At 71.2% G+C, this 14,012-nt stretch carries 12 protein-coding genes, 1 pseudogene and 1 riboswitch; of the genes and pseudogenes, 9 read left to right on the top strand and 4 right to left on the bottom strand.

The window, feature by feature from the left end:
• The first annotated feature begins 23 nt into the window (after positions 1-23).
• Entirely contained in the window at positions 24-983 is a 960-nt protein-coding gene (locus OHS58_RS31085) for a quinone oxidoreductase family protein (protein WP_326957680.1), read from the top strand.
• Positions 984-1,030: 47 nt separating this feature from the next.
• Here the strand turns inward: OHS58_RS31085 and OHS58_RS31080 are convergent, their stop codons facing one another.
• The 3 genes and pseudogenes from OHS58_RS31080 to OHS58_RS31070 all read right to left on the bottom strand — a co-directional run.
• Positions 1,031-2,275, bottom strand: coding sequence for an aminodeoxychorismate synthase component I (locus tag OHS58_RS31080; RefSeq protein ID WP_328644874.1), 1,245 nt, complete (start codon positions 2,273-2,275; stop codon positions 1,031-1,033).
• A gap of 19 nt (positions 2,276-2,294) precedes the next feature.
• Positions 2,295-2,909, bottom strand: a complete 615-nt coding sequence (locus tag OHS58_RS31075; protein WP_247057973.1) for a glycoside hydrolase family 25 protein — start codon at positions 2,907-2,909, stop codon at positions 2,295-2,297.
• Between the two features lie 195 nt (positions 2,910-3,104).
• A pseudogene (locus OHS58_RS31070) lies at positions 3,105-3,376 on the bottom strand (PadR family transcriptional regulator); the annotation flags it as partial.
• A 57-nt stretch (positions 3,377-3,433) separates the two neighbouring features.
• On the opposite strand from OHS58_RS31070, the gene metG reads away from it, so the two are divergent.
• The 5 genes from metG (at position 3,434) to OHS58_RS31045 (ending at position 10,524) form a co-directional block, all read left to right on the top strand.
• Positions 3,434-5,227, top strand: coding sequence for a methionine--tRNA ligase (metG, locus tag OHS58_RS31065; RefSeq protein WP_247057971.1), 1,794 nt, complete (start codon positions 3,434-3,436; stop codon positions 5,225-5,227).
• 12 nt (positions 5,228-5,239) lie between these two features.
• Entirely contained in the window at positions 5,240-6,076 is an 837-nt protein-coding gene (locus OHS58_RS31060; protein ID WP_326944484.1) for a TatD family hydrolase, read from the top strand.
• A gap of 286 nt (positions 6,077-6,362) precedes the next feature.
• Positions 6,363-7,793, top strand: a complete 1,431-nt coding sequence (locus OHS58_RS31055; RefSeq protein WP_326944483.1) for a transglycosylase family protein — start codon at positions 6,363-6,365, stop codon at positions 7,791-7,793.
• A gap of 418 nt (positions 7,794-8,211) precedes the next feature.
• Complete coding sequence (gene rsmA / locus OHS58_RS31050) at positions 8,212-9,051, top strand: 16S rRNA (adenine(1518)-N(6)/adenine(1519)-N(6))-dimethyltransferase RsmA (protein ID WP_247057964.1); 840 nt, start codon at positions 8,212-8,214, stop codon at positions 9,049-9,051.
• A 161-nt stretch (positions 9,052-9,212) separates the two neighbouring features.
• Positions 9,213-9,303: riboswitch (SAM riboswitch) on the top strand.
• Positions 9,304-9,510: 207 nt separating this feature from the next.
• Complete coding sequence (locus OHS58_RS31045) at positions 9,511-10,524, top strand: methionine ABC transporter ATP-binding protein (protein ID WP_326944481.1); 1,014 nt, start codon at positions 9,511-9,513, stop codon at positions 10,522-10,524.
• 64 nt (positions 10,525-10,588) lie between these two features.
• Here OHS58_RS31045 and OHS58_RS31040 read toward each other — a convergent pair whose 3' ends face one another.
• Positions 10,589-11,986, bottom strand: coding sequence for a DHA2 family efflux MFS transporter permease subunit (locus OHS58_RS31040; RefSeq protein ID WP_328644873.1), 1,398 nt, complete (start codon positions 11,984-11,986; stop codon positions 10,589-10,591).
• A 105-nt stretch (positions 11,987-12,091) separates the two neighbouring features.
• Here OHS58_RS31040 and OHS58_RS31035 point away from each other — a divergent pair, with 105 nt between their 5' ends.
• From OHS58_RS31035 to OHS58_RS31025, 3 genes are read left to right on the top strand one after another with little or no spacing between them, the layout of a single operon-like run.
• Positions 12,092-12,634, top strand: coding sequence for a TetR/AcrR family transcriptional regulator (locus OHS58_RS31035; protein WP_328644872.1), 543 nt, complete (start codon positions 12,092-12,094; stop codon positions 12,632-12,634).
• 9 nt (positions 12,635-12,643) lie between these two features.
• A complete protein-coding gene (locus tag OHS58_RS31030) occupies positions 12,644-13,606 on the top strand; it encodes a 4-(cytidine 5'-diphospho)-2-C-methyl-D-erythritol kinase (protein ID WP_247057956.1) in 963 nt (320 codons plus the stop codon).
• Complete coding sequence (locus tag OHS58_RS31025; RefSeq protein WP_328644871.1) at positions 13,603-14,010, top strand: ASCH domain-containing protein; 408 nt, start codon at positions 13,603-13,605, stop codon at positions 14,008-14,010. The genes OHS58_RS31030 and OHS58_RS31025 overlap by 4 nt, the downstream gene beginning before the upstream one ends.
• Positions 14,011-14,012: the final 2 nt, after the last annotated feature.

Here is a 14,012-nt window from a genome sequence, read left to right as displayed (position 1 = left end):
ACGACGATCGAGAGGACCAGCAGATGCGCGCAGTTCAGGTGACCGAGTTCGGTGGACCCGAGGTGCTCACGCCCGTCGAACTGCCCGATCCGGTGGCCGGGCCCGGTGAGGTGCTGATCGACGTCGAACGCGTCGGCGTCAACTACGCCGACACCCACCAGGCCGAGAACTCCTACCTCGCCCCGGCGAAGCTGCCGCTCGTGCCCGGTGGCGAGGTCGTCGGGCGCACGCCGGACGGCAAGCGCGTCGTCGCGCTGCTCAACAGCGGTGGCGGGTACGCCGAAAAGGCCGTCGCGCCCGAGGTCACCACCTTCCCGGTGCCCGACGGCATCGACGACCTGACCGCGTTGTCCATGCTGGTCCAGGGCGCGACCGCCTGGGTGCTGCTGCGCAAGAACGCGCACCTCGAGCCGGGCGAGTCCGTCGTCGTGCACGCGGCCGCCGGCGGGGTCGGGACGATCGCCGTGCAGCTCGCCAAAGCGTGGGGCGCGGGCCGCGTCATCGCCACCGCCAGCAACGACGAGAAGCGCGCGCTCGCCCTCGAACTCGGCGCCGACGTCGCGGTCGACTCGCGCGCCGAGGACATGACCGCGACGCTGCTGGAGGCCAACGGCGGCCGCCGCGTCGACGTCGTGCTCGACATGGTCGGCGGCAGGACGACCGACCAGAGCATCGCCGCGCTGGCGGCGTTCGGCCGGCTGGCGTTCTACGGCATGGCCGGGCGCGAGTCGCCGAAGCCGCTGGACCTGCGCAACATCCTCGGCCACAGCACGACGGTCAGCGGCATGTGGCTGCCGCACGTCTTCCGCCTGCCGGGCAACGTCTTCGGCACGGCGCTGACCGAGCTGTTCGACCTGGTCCTGGCCGGGAACCTCCGCGCGATCCCGGGCGGCGAGTACGCCCTGACGAACGCCCGCGGCGCACACGAAGCCCTGCGCTCCCGCGGCACGGTCGGCAAGCTCCTCCTCGACCCGACGAAGTAAAGCCGTGAAGGCCTCCTTACCGGCCATAAGAGCCGGTAAGGAGGCCTTCACGGCTTTGAAGCCAGCAGGGCCTCCAGCGGCGCGGCCTTGTGGAGGCACTCCTGCCACTCCGCCTCCGGGTCCGAATCCGCCGTGATGCCGCCGCCGACGCCCAGGGTTATCGAGCCGTCCGCGATCTCGAACGTCCGGATCGCGACGTTCAGCTCCAGGCCCGCCGCCGGCGAAACCAGGCCGATGGCTCCCGTGTAGACGCCGCGGCCGGACGGCTCCAGTTCCGCGATCAGGTCCTGCGCGCGGATCTTCGGCGCGCCCGTCACCGAGCCCGGCGGGAACGTCGCGGCCAGCAGTTCGGCGTCGGACACCGACGGGCCCAGCACGCCCGAGACCGTCGACTCCAGGTGCCACACCCCCGGTGCCGGGCGCACCCGCAGCAGCGACGGCACCGTCACCGAGCCCACCTCGCACACCCGGCCCAGGTCGTTGCGCACCAGGTCCGTGATCATCACGTTCTCCGCGACGTCCTTCGTGGACTGACGCAGCAGCACAGCGTTGCCGGAATCAGCAGGTCCGCGCCGGGGGAGCGTCCCCTTGATCGGCGTCGACAGCACCGAACGCCCGTGGCGCGCCAGGAACAGCTCAGGTGAGAACGACACGACCGAACCCCACGAACCCGACAGGAACGCCGCCCGGCGCGGGTTCAGCCGGGAGACGCCGGTGGCGAACAGCGCGGCCGGCGAGCCCGCGAACGAGCCCGTGAAGCGGGTGCAGATGTTCGCCTGGAACAGCTCCCCGGCCTCGATCGCGTGCACGCACGCCTTGACCGCGTCCCGGTGCTCCGAAGGCAGCGGACGCCGTAGGGGACCGGCCGTCCAGGAAGGAGCGACCGGCGAAGAATTCAACAGAGACTCCATTGTGGACACCGACGGGCCGCCGCCGTCCAGGGACTCCAGGTGGCAGGTGCCCGACGCCGACCAGCGCAGCACGTGGTCCGTCCAGCCCCACGCCGTCGCGGGCAGGGCGCCGCGCCGGCCCGACGGGTCCGCCGAGTCGTAGGACAGGTAGCCGAACCAGCCGCCGCCCACCACGCCGTGCGGGGCGTCCACCGGTGCGGGCCAGGACACCGGGCCCGGGGACACCTCGAGCGACGGCGCGATCACCGCGCGTGAGCCGAACCAGTCGCCCGACAGCATCGCGGGCGGTGGCAGGCCGCGGGCCCGGGCGTGCGCGGCCAGGACCAGAAGCGCGCGCGACGGCGTCACGTTCGTCCGGAGTGTCCTGCTCTGCACGCGCATGGCGACATTGTCACCGGTCCTACAGCAAAAGGTCGCCCAATGTGAACGGATACACGACGGCGTTCTGCTCCACCGGCCCGCTGATCCCCGGCACCCCCGGCGCGCACGCGTGCTGGTGGATGCCGAGCCGCGCGTGGAACCAGCCCGCCCGGCCCGGGATGCCGTTGTGCCGGATCAGCCAGAGCACGACCTCGGAGTCGGCCCAGCGGTCGGGGTGCAGGCGCTGCTGCCAGCAGTCGTAGTCGGCGTAGATCAGCACCCGCTCGATCCGCGCCGCCTGCCGGACGTGCTTGATCCACAGCTTGATGAACCGGTCGTCGACGCTCGGCGCCGCCACCTCCAGCGCCGGCGCCAGCGACCCGGGCGAGAACGCGCCGAGCTTGCTCGCCGTCCGGACGAAGTGGTCGGCCTGGTCGTGCACCGCGCCGGGCCGCGCGTAGTGGCGGCCGCCGACGTGCAGTCCCGCTTCCTGCGCGCCGGCCAGGCTGCGCTCCGCGGCCGAGCTGCTCCAGTTGACGTTCTCGCTGATCGTCACCGAGACGAACTTGGCCTGCGCGCCGCGGACGGCCTGCCAGTCCGCGACGCGCTCGCGGTGGGACAGCGAGATGCCGAGTTCGGCTTCCGGCTCCGTCACAGTCCGCCCCCGGCGCGTAGATGAGAGCACACCATACGTCGCCGGGAGCGGACCCGCAGTCGCACCACACCGGGTTGATCAGGCGTTTTCGGTCAGGCGCTCTCGCGCTGGAACGTCCGCGTGCCCCACCACACCGACAGCACCGCGAGCGCCGGCACGACGACGCTCCCGCGCCGGCTGCGCGAACAGCGCCGGGGTGAGCTCCGGGTCGGACAGCGCCTTCGACAGCAGGAGCCGGTACTCCTGCTCGCCGACGTCGGTGAGCCGGTAGGCGACCCGGTCCGGCCGCCGTCGCCCGGCTCGACGTCGATCTGCTCCAGCAGGTTCAGCGCGTGGTGGATCGACCCCGGCTGGACGTCGGCCCACTTGTCCGCCGACCAGCTCAGCAGCTCGCGCCGCACCTGGTAGCCGTGCGCGCGGCCGTACATGCGCACGACCCCGAGGACGAGCAGACGCGTCGCGGACAACCCGGCCTCCTGTACCTGCCGAAATCGCCTTGGGCGGCATCCGTAGGCTAATAAGGTATGAGCACCCCAGTGTTGACTGCGGTGGCCTGGCCCTACGCCAACGGCCCCCGCCACATCGGCCACGTGTCCGGATTCGGCGTCCCGTCCGACGTCTTCTCCCGCTACCAGCGAATGGCCGGCAACCGGGTGCTCATGGTGTCCGGCACCGACGAACACGGCACGCCGATCACCGTCCAGGCCGACAAGGAAGGCCTCACCTCCCAGCAGACCGCCGACAAGTACACCCGTCAGATCGGCAACGACCTGCAGGGCCTCGGCCTGTCCTACGACCTGTTCACCCGGACCACCACCGGCAACCACGCCGACGTGACGCAGCAGATCTTCCTGGCGCTGCACCGCAACGGCTACGTCGTGCCGAAGACCACGCGCGGCGCGATCAGCCCGTCCACCGGCCGCACGCTGCCCGACCGCTACGTCGAGGGCACCTGCCCGATCTGCGGGTACGACGGCGCGCGCGGTGACCAGTGCGACAACTGCGGCAACCAGCTCGACGCCGCGGAGCTGATCAACCCGAAGTCGCGGATCAACGGCGAGACGCCCAAGTTCGTCGAGACCGAGCACTACTTCCTCGACCTCCCGGCGTTCACCAAGACCCTCGGCGACTGGCTCTCGACCAAGACCGACTGGCGCCCGAACGTCCTCAACTTCACCAAGAACCTGATCGACGACATGCGGCCCCGGCCGATCACCCGCGACCTCGACTGGGGCGTCAAGATCCCGCTCGACGGCTGGAGCGACCAGCCGATGAAGCGGTTCTACGTCTGGTTCGACGCGGTGATCGGCTACTTCTCGGCCAGCGTCGAGTGGGCGCGGCGCTCCGGGAACCCGGACGCGTGGCAGGAGTGGTGGACCAATCCCGACGCGCGCTCCTACTACTTCATGGGCAAGGACAACATCACCTTCCACGCCCAGATCTGGCCGGCGCTGCTGTTCGGCCACAACGGCGAGGGCGACAAGGGCGGCGAGGCCGGGAAGTACGGCAAGCTGCACCTGCCGGACGAGATCGTCTCCAGCGAGTTCCTCACCATGAGCGGCTCGAAGTTCTCGACCTCGCGCGGGCGCGTCATCTACGTCGAGGACTTCCTGCGCGACTTCGGCCCGGACACGCTGCGGTACTTCATCTCGGTCGCCGGCCCGGAGACCCAGGACACCGACTTCACCTGGGACGAGTTCGTCCGCCGGACCAACTTCGAGCTGGCCAACGAGTGGGGCAACCTGGTCAACCGGTCCATCTCGATGGCGCACAAGAACGTCGGCGCGATCCCGCGCCCGGAGGCGCCGGCCCCGGCCGACGAAGAGCTGAAGGCGTTGTCCCGCAAGGCGTTCGACACCGTCGGGGCGCACCTGGCCCGGTCGCGGTTCAAGCAGGCGGCCGGCGAGGCGATGCGCGTCGTCACGGCGGCGAACAAGTACCTGTCGGACCAGGAGCCGTGGAAGCTCAAGGACGACCCGGCGCGCCGCGACAGCGTGCTGCACACCGCGCTGCAGGTCGTCAGCGACGCCAACACGCTGCTGACGCCGTTCCTGCCGCACTCGGCCCAGAAGATCCACGAGGCCCTCGGCGGCACCGGCGTCTGGGCCGCGCAGCCGGAGCTCAAGGAGGTCGAGGACCTCGACATCGCCGGGCGGGTCAACCCGATCCTCACCGGCGACTACGCGGCGGAGCAGGCGAAGTGGGAGTCGAAGCCGATCGAGGTCGGCGTCCCGCTCGCCAAGCCGTCGCCGCTGTTCACGAAGCTCGACCCGGAACTCGGGGAGACCGGCCCCGAGTGGGCCCCGATCACGAAGTAAGAGGTACGCGAGTTGGGTGACGAGAAGCGCGAACTGCCCCCGGTCCCGGACCGGCTCCCGGTGGCGGTGGTGGACGCGCACACCCACCTCGACGCGTGCGGCGCGGTCACCGCGGCCGATGTGACGGCCATGGTCGACCGCGCCGAGCGCGCGGGTGTCGCGCGCGTGGTGACGGTGGCCGACGACCTCGCCTCCGCCCGCTGGGCGGCCGAGGCGGCGACGTGGGACCGCCGTGTCTGGGCCGCGGTCGCGGTCCACCCGACGCGGACCAAGGCCTTCGGCGACGCCGAGAAGGCCGAAGTGGAGCGCCTGGCGGGCCAGGACCGCGTGGTCGCCGTCGGCGAGACCGGCCTCGACTACTACTGGGACTACTCGCCCCACGACGCCCAGCAGGACGCCTTCCGCTGGCACATCGACCTCGCGAAGCGGCTCGGCAAGCCGCTGATGATCCACGACCGCGAGGCCCACGAGGACGTATTGCGCATTCTGGTCGAAGAGGGTGCGCCGAATGCCGTAATCTTCCATTGTTTTTCCGGCGACGCGGAAATCGCGCGGCGCTGCATCGACGCCGGTTACGTGCTTTCGTTCGCCGGCACCGTGACGTTCAAGAACGCCAAGGGGCTCCACGAGGCGGCGCGGCTCTGCCCGCCCGACGGTTACCTCGTCGAGACCGACGCGCCGTTTCTGACCCCCCACCCCTTCCGTGGACGGCCGAACGAGCCGTACGGCGCCGCCTACACCGTCCGTCACCTCGCGGCGCTCAGGGGCGAAGCTGTCCACGAGGTCGCCGAAGCCGTCCGGACCACGGCCGAGCGGATCTACCGACTCCCCAGTGTCACAACGGGTTGAACGCATTGCGACAACCGGGTTCCATGATCGCCCACTCGATGGAGTGACCCAGATCACGACACTCCGGGGGGTGTTTGCGCAACCCGGCGGGACCCGTTACTGTCCCGTGATCGTGCCGGTCGGTACTGCACCATGCAGTTGCCGGCTGTTACGCCCTCAGTCACGTCAGTGCACGTCGGGGAAGCGGAACCGGGTGGTACGACCGGGACCGTGACGATGGCGCCGACTGCGGGCCCAGACGTAAAGATGCCGCCCCGAACGGCGTCTTGGGAAAGGGAACGACCCGGTGACAGGTAGCAGACAGGCTGGAGCACGCTCCGCCGCCGTCCTCGACCGCAATTACTTCGAGGACACCGCGTACGGCCAGCTCGACTTTTCTGACGACCCGAACATCACGCAGCAGGACATCCTCGCCGCGCTCGGCCCCGACGCCGACGCGATGATGGCGTCGATCGACGTCGACGTCGACGAGCTGATCCGCCTCATCAACGCCGAGACCACGTACCTCCCGCCGATCGTCATCCCGGATGAGATCGAGGCGGACCGGACCGCGTCCCCGCAGGCCAAGAAGGCCTTGATGGACGAGAGCATCCGGCAGACCTCCAAGGTCTGGAAGCGCCGCTTCCTCAAGGGCGCCGTCCTCGGCGTCATGATCAGCATCGCCGGCGGCGGCGCGGCCGCGCTGGCGATGAACAAGAGCGTCACCGTCGACGTCGACGGCCAGCAGACCACCGTGCACTCGTTCGGCGACACCGTCGGCGAGGTGCTGGAGGACGCGGGCCTGTCCGTCGGCGCGCACGACTCGCTCTCCCCGTCCCCGCAGGCCGAGGTCGGCGACGGCGGCGTCATCAAGCTCGAGCGCGGCCGCCAGCTGAAGCTGGTCGTGGACGGCGCCGAGCGCACCTCCTGGGTCCGCGCGACCCACCTGGGCGACGCCCTGTCCCAGCTCGGCATGCAGCAGGCCGAGCAGGCCGGCACGTGGATGTCGATGCCGAAGGACGGCGAACTGCCGCTCGAGGGCGCGACCGTCCAGATCAAGACCCTCAAGCACATCACGCTCTACGACGGCGCGAACCAGCCGAAGCAGATCACCACGACCGCGGTCACCACGAAGGAGTTCCTGGGCGAGTACAAGCTCACCCTGGGCCCGGAGGACGCGGCCGAGGGCGGCCTGGACGTCAAGCTGACCGACGGTGCCGAGGTCCACATCAGCCGCACCGGCGTCTCGATGGTCAACCAGAAGGAGACCATCGACCCGCCCGAGCAGAAGGTCGACGACCCGGACCTCGACAAGGGCAAGACCCAGGTCGAGGACCCAGGCACGCCCGGCGAGAAGATGGTGACCTACAAGGTCACGCAGAAGAACGGCAAAGAGGTCTCGCGGCAGTCGATGTCGGAGCAGGTGATCACTCCGGCCAAGCCGAAGATCATCCACGTCGGCACCAAGAAGGCCGCGACCCCCGACATCGGCGACGGTTCCGCGTGGGACCGCATCGCGCAGTGCGAGTCGGGCGGCAACTGGGCCATCAACACCGGCAACGGTTACTACGGCGGCCTCCAGTTCGACAAGCAGACCTGGAACGCCTACGGCGGCTCCCAGTACGCGGCGCTCCCGAACCAGGCTTCGCGTGAAGAGCAGATCGCGGTGGCGGAGAAGGTCCGCGCCGGACGCGGCGGCAGCTACAGCGCCTGGCCGGTCTGCGGCAAGAAGGCCTGACTTCCTTTTTCCCGAAACGGCCCCCGCCTAGCGGCGGGGGCCGTTTCGCGTCCCCAGCGAGGCATGACCCGAGTTCCGCCGCCAATCACGTGAGTCACGGGTCTGATCACGTCGGTTCCGCCTGCGATCACGTGTGTCGACCACTCAATCACGTGTGTCGACCACTCAATCACGCGTGTTGACCGCTCAATCACGCGTGTCGGCCTGCTGATCACGCGTGTCGGCCTGCTGATCACGCGAGCCGACCGTCTGGGTATGCGAGCCGACCGTCTGGGTACGCGAGCCGACCGTCCAGGTACGCGAGTCGACCGTCCAGGTACGTGGGTCGACTGGCCGGGTACGTGGGTCGACCCGCTGGGGTGTGGGACTCCGGGCGGGCGTGCAGAGGGGGCCGGGTTGTCCTGGGTAGGCTCGTCCGGTGGTTGAACTGTTGGGACCTGCCGAGATCCGCGGGCTGGCGGCCGAGCTGGACGTGCGGCCGACCAAGAAGCTCGGGCAGAACTTCGTGCACGATCCCAACACCGTGCGGCGGATCGTCGACCTCGCGCACCTCGGGCCGGACGACGTCGTCCTCGAGGTCGGGCCCGGGCTCGGGTCCCTGACTCTCGGGCTGCTCGCCGCCGGGGCGCGGGTCGTGGCCGTCGAGATCGATCGCAAGCTCGCCGAACGGCTGCCGAAGACCGTCGCCGAACGCGGGCCGGACGTCGCGGGCCGGCTGGACGTCCTCGAGGCCGACGCCATGCGCGTCTCGAACGCCGACCTGCCCGCCGCGCCCACCGCGCTCGTGGCCAACCTGCCCTACAACGTCGCCGTGCCGGTCGTGCTGCACCTGCTCGCCGAGGTGCCCTCCCTCAAGTCCGGCCTCGTGATGGTCCAGACCGAGGTCGCCGACCGGATGGCCGCGGGCCCGGGCAGCCGGATCTACGGCGTCCCGAGCGTCAAGCTCGCCTGGTACGGCCCGGCGCGCAAGGTCGCCGCCGTGCCACGCTCGGTGTTCTGGCCGGTACCCAACGTCGATTCCGCGCTCGTCGCGTTCGAGCGCGGGGAGACGCCGGCGTCCGAGGACCGGGATCGGCTGTTCGGTCTCGTGGACGCCGCGTTCTCACAACGCAGGAAGACCCTCCGCGCCGCGCTCGCCGGCTGGGCGGGGTCGGCCGAGCGGGCCGGCGAGCTGCTGGTGGCCGCCGGGATCGACCCGAAGACCCGCGGTGAGCAGCTGGACGTGCACGACTTCGCCCGGCTCGCCGCCGTCCGGTGACGCGTCCTCAGTGGAACTGACGGTGCCCGCCGACGCCGGAGCGTGCGCGTCGCGGCGAAATAAGTCTTCCTGAGTGCTGTTCCCGCGATTCGGACACCTCCAGTCGTGTGATCTGGCCCAACAGGCTTGCTTTCGCTCCTCGGGATCGGTTTTACTCAGTACGTCCATCCCGAGCGACTGAGAGACCTGGCTCGCCGAAGTCGCAGCAACCACCCTCCGCAGGGCAGGTGCTACCGCCAGGACCGATGGAGGCCGTCCCGATGAAGAGGGTTGCTCGCCCGCTGCTGCTGACCAAACGCCGCGTTGTCGACGAGGGTCGCCGCTCCGTGACCGCATGTCGACGCTCCAACTGAGCTTGCTCGACCCGTCACACCTCTTCTTCATGCACCGTCCATAGAGGACGGACATTCGCTTGCGGCCGGACGCGCTTATCTGCGCGCCCCGTTTTCTGGAGCCTTCGTGATCACCGTCGAAAACCTGTCCAAGTCCTTTGCCCTCAACGGAAATCCGGTCGTCGCGCTGCGGGACGTGAGCGTCGACGTCCAGGCCGGCTCACTGTTCGGCGTCGTCGGCCCGGCCGGTTCCGGCAAGTCCGTCCTCGCCCGGTGCATCGCGCTGCAGGAGCGGCCGGACCGCGGTGTCGTCCGGCTCGACGGCCTCAACACCGGCACCCTCGACGGCCGCCGGCTCCGCGAGATCCGCCGCCAGCTCGGCGTCGTCGGCACCAAGCCGGAGCTGATCGCCGAGCGCACCATCGCCGGCAACATCGCGTCCCCGCTGGAGCAGCTGGGCGTCGACGGCCCGCAGCGCCGCAGCAAGGTCGGCTCGCTGCTCGACCTCGTCGGCCTGACCCCGCGCGCCGCGCAGCGTCCGGGCGAGCTCACCGAGGGGCAGCTCCGCCGCGTCGCCGTCGCGAAGGCGCTGGCCGCGGCCCCCGCGGTGCTGCTCGCCGACGACCCGACCGCCGGGATCGACCCGGAGGAGGCCGGCGCGGTGCTCACCGTGCTCGACCGGGCCCGCGCCGAACTGGGTGTCACCATCGTGATCACGACGCCGGACGCGAGCGTCGTCCGCCGGGTGTGCGACGACGTCGCGGTGCTCGAAGACGGCACCGTCGTCGAGCGTGGCTCCGTGCTCGACCTGATCTCGAACCCGGCCAGCCGCACCGCGCAGGCGCTGCTGCCCGCCATCGAGACCACCCGCTCGCAGTCCTCGCGCTACGACCGCTCGGTCGACGTCGTGCTGGTCGGCTTCGCTTCGGTCGGCGCGCTGCTGCCCGAGGCCGCGGGCCGCTTCGACGTCGAGTTCGCCACCATCGGCGGCGGCCTGACCCGGATCGGCGACACCCCGGTCGGCCGGTTCCGCCTCGGCGTCCGCGGCGAGCGGGCCGACGCCGCGCTGGCGTGGGTCGCCGAGCGCGGCGGCCACGTCACGCACACCGCGCGCGGCCCCCAGGGCGTCGCCGCAGCCTGACCCCGAACGTCCGTGAAGGCCTCCTTACCGGCTCTTATGGCCGGGAAGGAGGCCTTCACGGCTTTCAGCGGGTGCCGCGTGGGAGGAGCAGGAGTGCGGTGAGCGCGGCTATGGCGACGAGGGCCGCCGCCCAGGCCGCGGCTGTTGTGTAGCCGTGGACGATCGCCGTCGACGTCGTGAGCCCGGCCGCCGCCGCGGTGGCGATCGTGTTCAGCGTCGCCGTCCCCAGTGACGCGCCGACCTGCTGCGACGTCGTCACGAAGGCCGACGCGGCGCCCGCGTCCCGCGCGCCGACGTCGCGGGTCGCGACGTTCAGCACCACCGGCATGCACAGCCCGGCGCCCAGGCCCAGCAGCAGTTGCATCGGCAGGATCACCGCGGCGTACGACGAGTCCGGCGTCAACCGGGTGGCCAGCAGCAACCCGCCCGCCAGCACGAAGAGCCCGCCCGCCAGCAGCGGACGCGGGCCGAAGCGGGCCAGCAACCGTCCCGACAGCTGCGTCGAGGCGAAGAGGTTCGCGCCCAGCGTCGGCAGGAACGCCAGCGCCGCGGCGAGCGCGCCGTAGCCCATCACCACCTGCAGCTGATACGTCAGGAACAGGAACATCCCGAACGCGCCGAACGACGCGGTCCCGACGGTCAGGTACGCGACGGCGCGGGCGCGGTCACGCACCACCGCGAGCGGCAGCAGCGGGTGCGGGTGGCGGGCCTGCCGGCTGACGAACGCGCCGAGCAGCACCACCGCGAGCGCGAGGAAACCCAGTACCCACAACGAGTTCCAGCCCAGCGTCGCCGCTTCGGACAGCGCGTGCACCAGCACGACGACGCCGCCGCAGCTGAGCAGCGCACTGGTCCAGTCCAGCTTGGTGTCGCGGTGCCCGGCCGTGGCCGGCACGGCGAACCAGGCGCCCAGCCCGGCCACGACGGCGAGCGGCACGTTGATGTAGAGCGACCAGCGCCAGTCGAGGAACTGCGTGAGCGCGCCGCCGAGCGTGAGGCCGAGCGCGGAGCCGGAGATCATGATGGCGCTGAAGATCCCGAACGCCTTCCCGCGTTCGCGCGGGTCGGTGAAGGTGAGCGTCAGCAGGGACATCGTCGACGGCGCGAGCAGCGCGGCGAACACACCCTGGGCGGCGCGCGCGGCGATCAGCCAGCCGGCGCTCGGCGCCGCGCCGCCGAGCGCGGAGGCGACGGCGAACCCGGCGACGCCGACGAGCAGCGTCGTGCGGCGGCCGAGCCGGTCGGCCAGCCGGCCGCCGAGCAGCAGCAGGCCGCCGAACGCCAGCGTGTACGCGGAGATCGTCCACTGGCGGCCGGTGTCGGACATGCCGAGCGCGCGCTGCGCCGAGGGCAGCGCGATGTTCACGACGGTCGTGTCGAGCACGACCATGAGCTGGGCCAGACCCAGCGCGGCGAGCGCGAGCCGGCGGCTCACGGCGCGCGGTGGCGCGAGTGCGGTCATGGTGGACCCCCGAGGTAGGCTGTGGATGCATTGCTTGCCGGCCGACTAGCAATGCCGAAGGTAGGTCATTACTAGTCGGCCGTCAAGCAAGTTGAGGAGTGGGGCATGGCCGGGCGGCGCACCGACACGCGCGAACGCATCCAGCGCGTCGCGCTCGAACTGTTCGCCGAGCAGGGCTACGAGGGCAGCTCGCTGCGGGAGATCGCCGAGCGGCTGGACGTCACGAAAGCCGCGCTGTACTACCACTTCCGCACGAAGGAGGACATCGTCTCGAGCCTCCTCGAGGACTGGGGGACCGCGCTCGACGACCTCCTGGCGCGCGAGACGGGCCCGGCCGAGCTGCTCACCGCGTACGCCGGGCTGGTCGAGACCCGGTTCGGCCCGGTGATGGGCCTGGTCCAGCGCAACACGTCGGCGCTGAAGGCGATCGCGGCCGGCGCGGGCCTGGCGGATCGGATGCTGCGGCTGCACGAGCGGCTCCGCGGCGGTTCGGCCGACCCCGAGTCCGATCTGCGGGCCAGGCTCGCGCTCGTGGCCGTCCAGCTCAACAGCGCCGAGGGCGGCCCGGGCACGCCGCCGGCCGTCGCGCTCGCCGTCGCGCTCGACGTCCTTTCTCCTGACGGGAAGCCGGCCGGTGCGGGCACGTAGGCTGGTCGGGTGCTCGCTGTAGTCCCGCCCCCAGTCACCGTCCGGGTCCCGGCCAAGGTCAACCTGCACCTGGCGGTCGACGACCTGCGCGAGGACGGTTACCACGAGCTGGTGACCGTGTTCCAGGCCTTGTCGCTGACCGACGAGGTGACCGTCGCGGTCACCGACGACCCGGGCCTGGAGATCTACGGCGAGGGTGAGGGGTCGGTGCCCACCGACGCCACGAACCTGGCCTGGCGCGCCGTCGAAGCGCTGGCCGCGCACGTCGGCCGCACCGAAGAGCCGAAGATCCGCGTGGTGCTGCGCAAGGGCATCCCGGTCGCCGGCGGCATGGCGGGCGGCAGCGCCGACGCGGCGGCGACGCTCGTCGGGCTCGCCTCCCTCTGGAACCTCGAGATCACGCGCGACGAGCTGGCCGGGATCGCCGCCGGTCTGGGCAGCGACGTCCCGTTCGCGCTCTACGGCGGCACGGCGCTGGGTACCGGCCGCGGCGAGCAGCTCGTCCCGGTGCTGTCGCGGCACACGTTCCACTGGGTGCTGGCCTTCGACCAGCGCGGCCTGTCGACGCCGAAGGTGTTCGGCGAGCTGGACCGGCTGCGCGCGGAGGGCAACCCGCCGCGGATCGGCTCGCACACGCCGGTCGCCGAGGCGCTGGCCTCGGGCGACCCGCGTCAGCTGGCTCTGCTGCTGGGCAACGACCTCCAGGCGGCGGCGGTCTCGCTGCGCCCGGGCCTGCGCCGCACGCTGCGGGCCGGCGTCAACGCGGGTGCGCTCGCGGGCACGGTCTCCGGCTCCGGCCCGACGTGCGCGTTCCTCTGCGAAGACGCGCAGGCGGCGGTCGAGGTCGCGGCCGAGCTGTCGGGCGCGGGGGTGTGCCGCACGGTCCGCGTGGCCCACGGCCCGGTGCCCGGAGCGCGGGTGGTCGGCGGGGACGACGCACCGCGTCCGTCGCCGCCGCGGGTGCACGCGTGAAGCGCGCCGAGTTCGCGTTCCCGGGGCCGTTGCGGGACAAGCTCGTCGGGGCGATCCTCGACGGCACGAAGACGACGACGTCCGCGTTGCTCGCCGGCTACGAAATCGACGGCGAGGCGCCGCCCGCGGTGGGCGAGCGCGAACTGGTCGTCGACTCCGCCGGCAAGGGCGTCGCGATCATCGAGATCCGCGAAGTGCGGGTCGTCCCACTGTCCGAAGTGGACCTCGCGCACGCGGTCGGTGAGGGTGAGGGCTTCACCACCGTCGCCGAGTGGCGCGCGGACCACACCTCCTTCTGGCACACGGCCGAAGTTCGCGCCGAGCTGGGAGATCCCGAATTCACCGTGGACGACACGACACTGGTCGTGGCGACCCGGTTCACGATCGTGGAAAGGATCGGCTGAGC

The sequence above is a fragment of the Amycolatopsis sp. NBC_00348 genome (genome assembly GCF_036114655.1).
Taxonomy (GTDB): Bacteria; Actinomycetota; Actinomycetes; order Mycobacteriales; family Pseudonocardiaceae; genus Amycolatopsis.
Note: the sequence above shows the minus strand (reverse complement) of the source record. Positions and strands in the feature narration are given on the sequence as shown.

What these genes read in the sequence shown, in the direction of transcription:
- OHS58_RS31080 (WP_328644874.1), bottom strand. Translation starts at nt 2,275, where the DNA reads ATGCGCGTGCAGAGCAGGACACTCCGGACGAACGTGACGCCGTCGCGC.
- OHS58_RS31040 (WP_328644873.1), bottom strand. Translation starts at nt 11,986, where the DNA reads ATGACCGCACTCGCGCCACCGCGCGCCGTGAGCCGCCGGCTCGCGCTC.
- OHS58_RS31035 (WP_328644872.1), top strand. Translation starts at nt 12,092, where the DNA reads ATGGCCGGGCGGCGCACCGACACGCGCGAACGCATCCAGCGCGTCGCG.
- OHS58_RS31085 (WP_326957680.1), top strand. Translation starts at nt 24, where the DNA reads ATGCGCGCAGTTCAGGTGACCGAGTTCGGTGGACCCGAGGTGCTCACG.
- metG (WP_247057971.1), top strand. Translation starts at nt 3,434, where the DNA reads ATGAGCACCCCAGTGTTGACTGCGGTGGCCTGGCCCTACGCCAACGGC.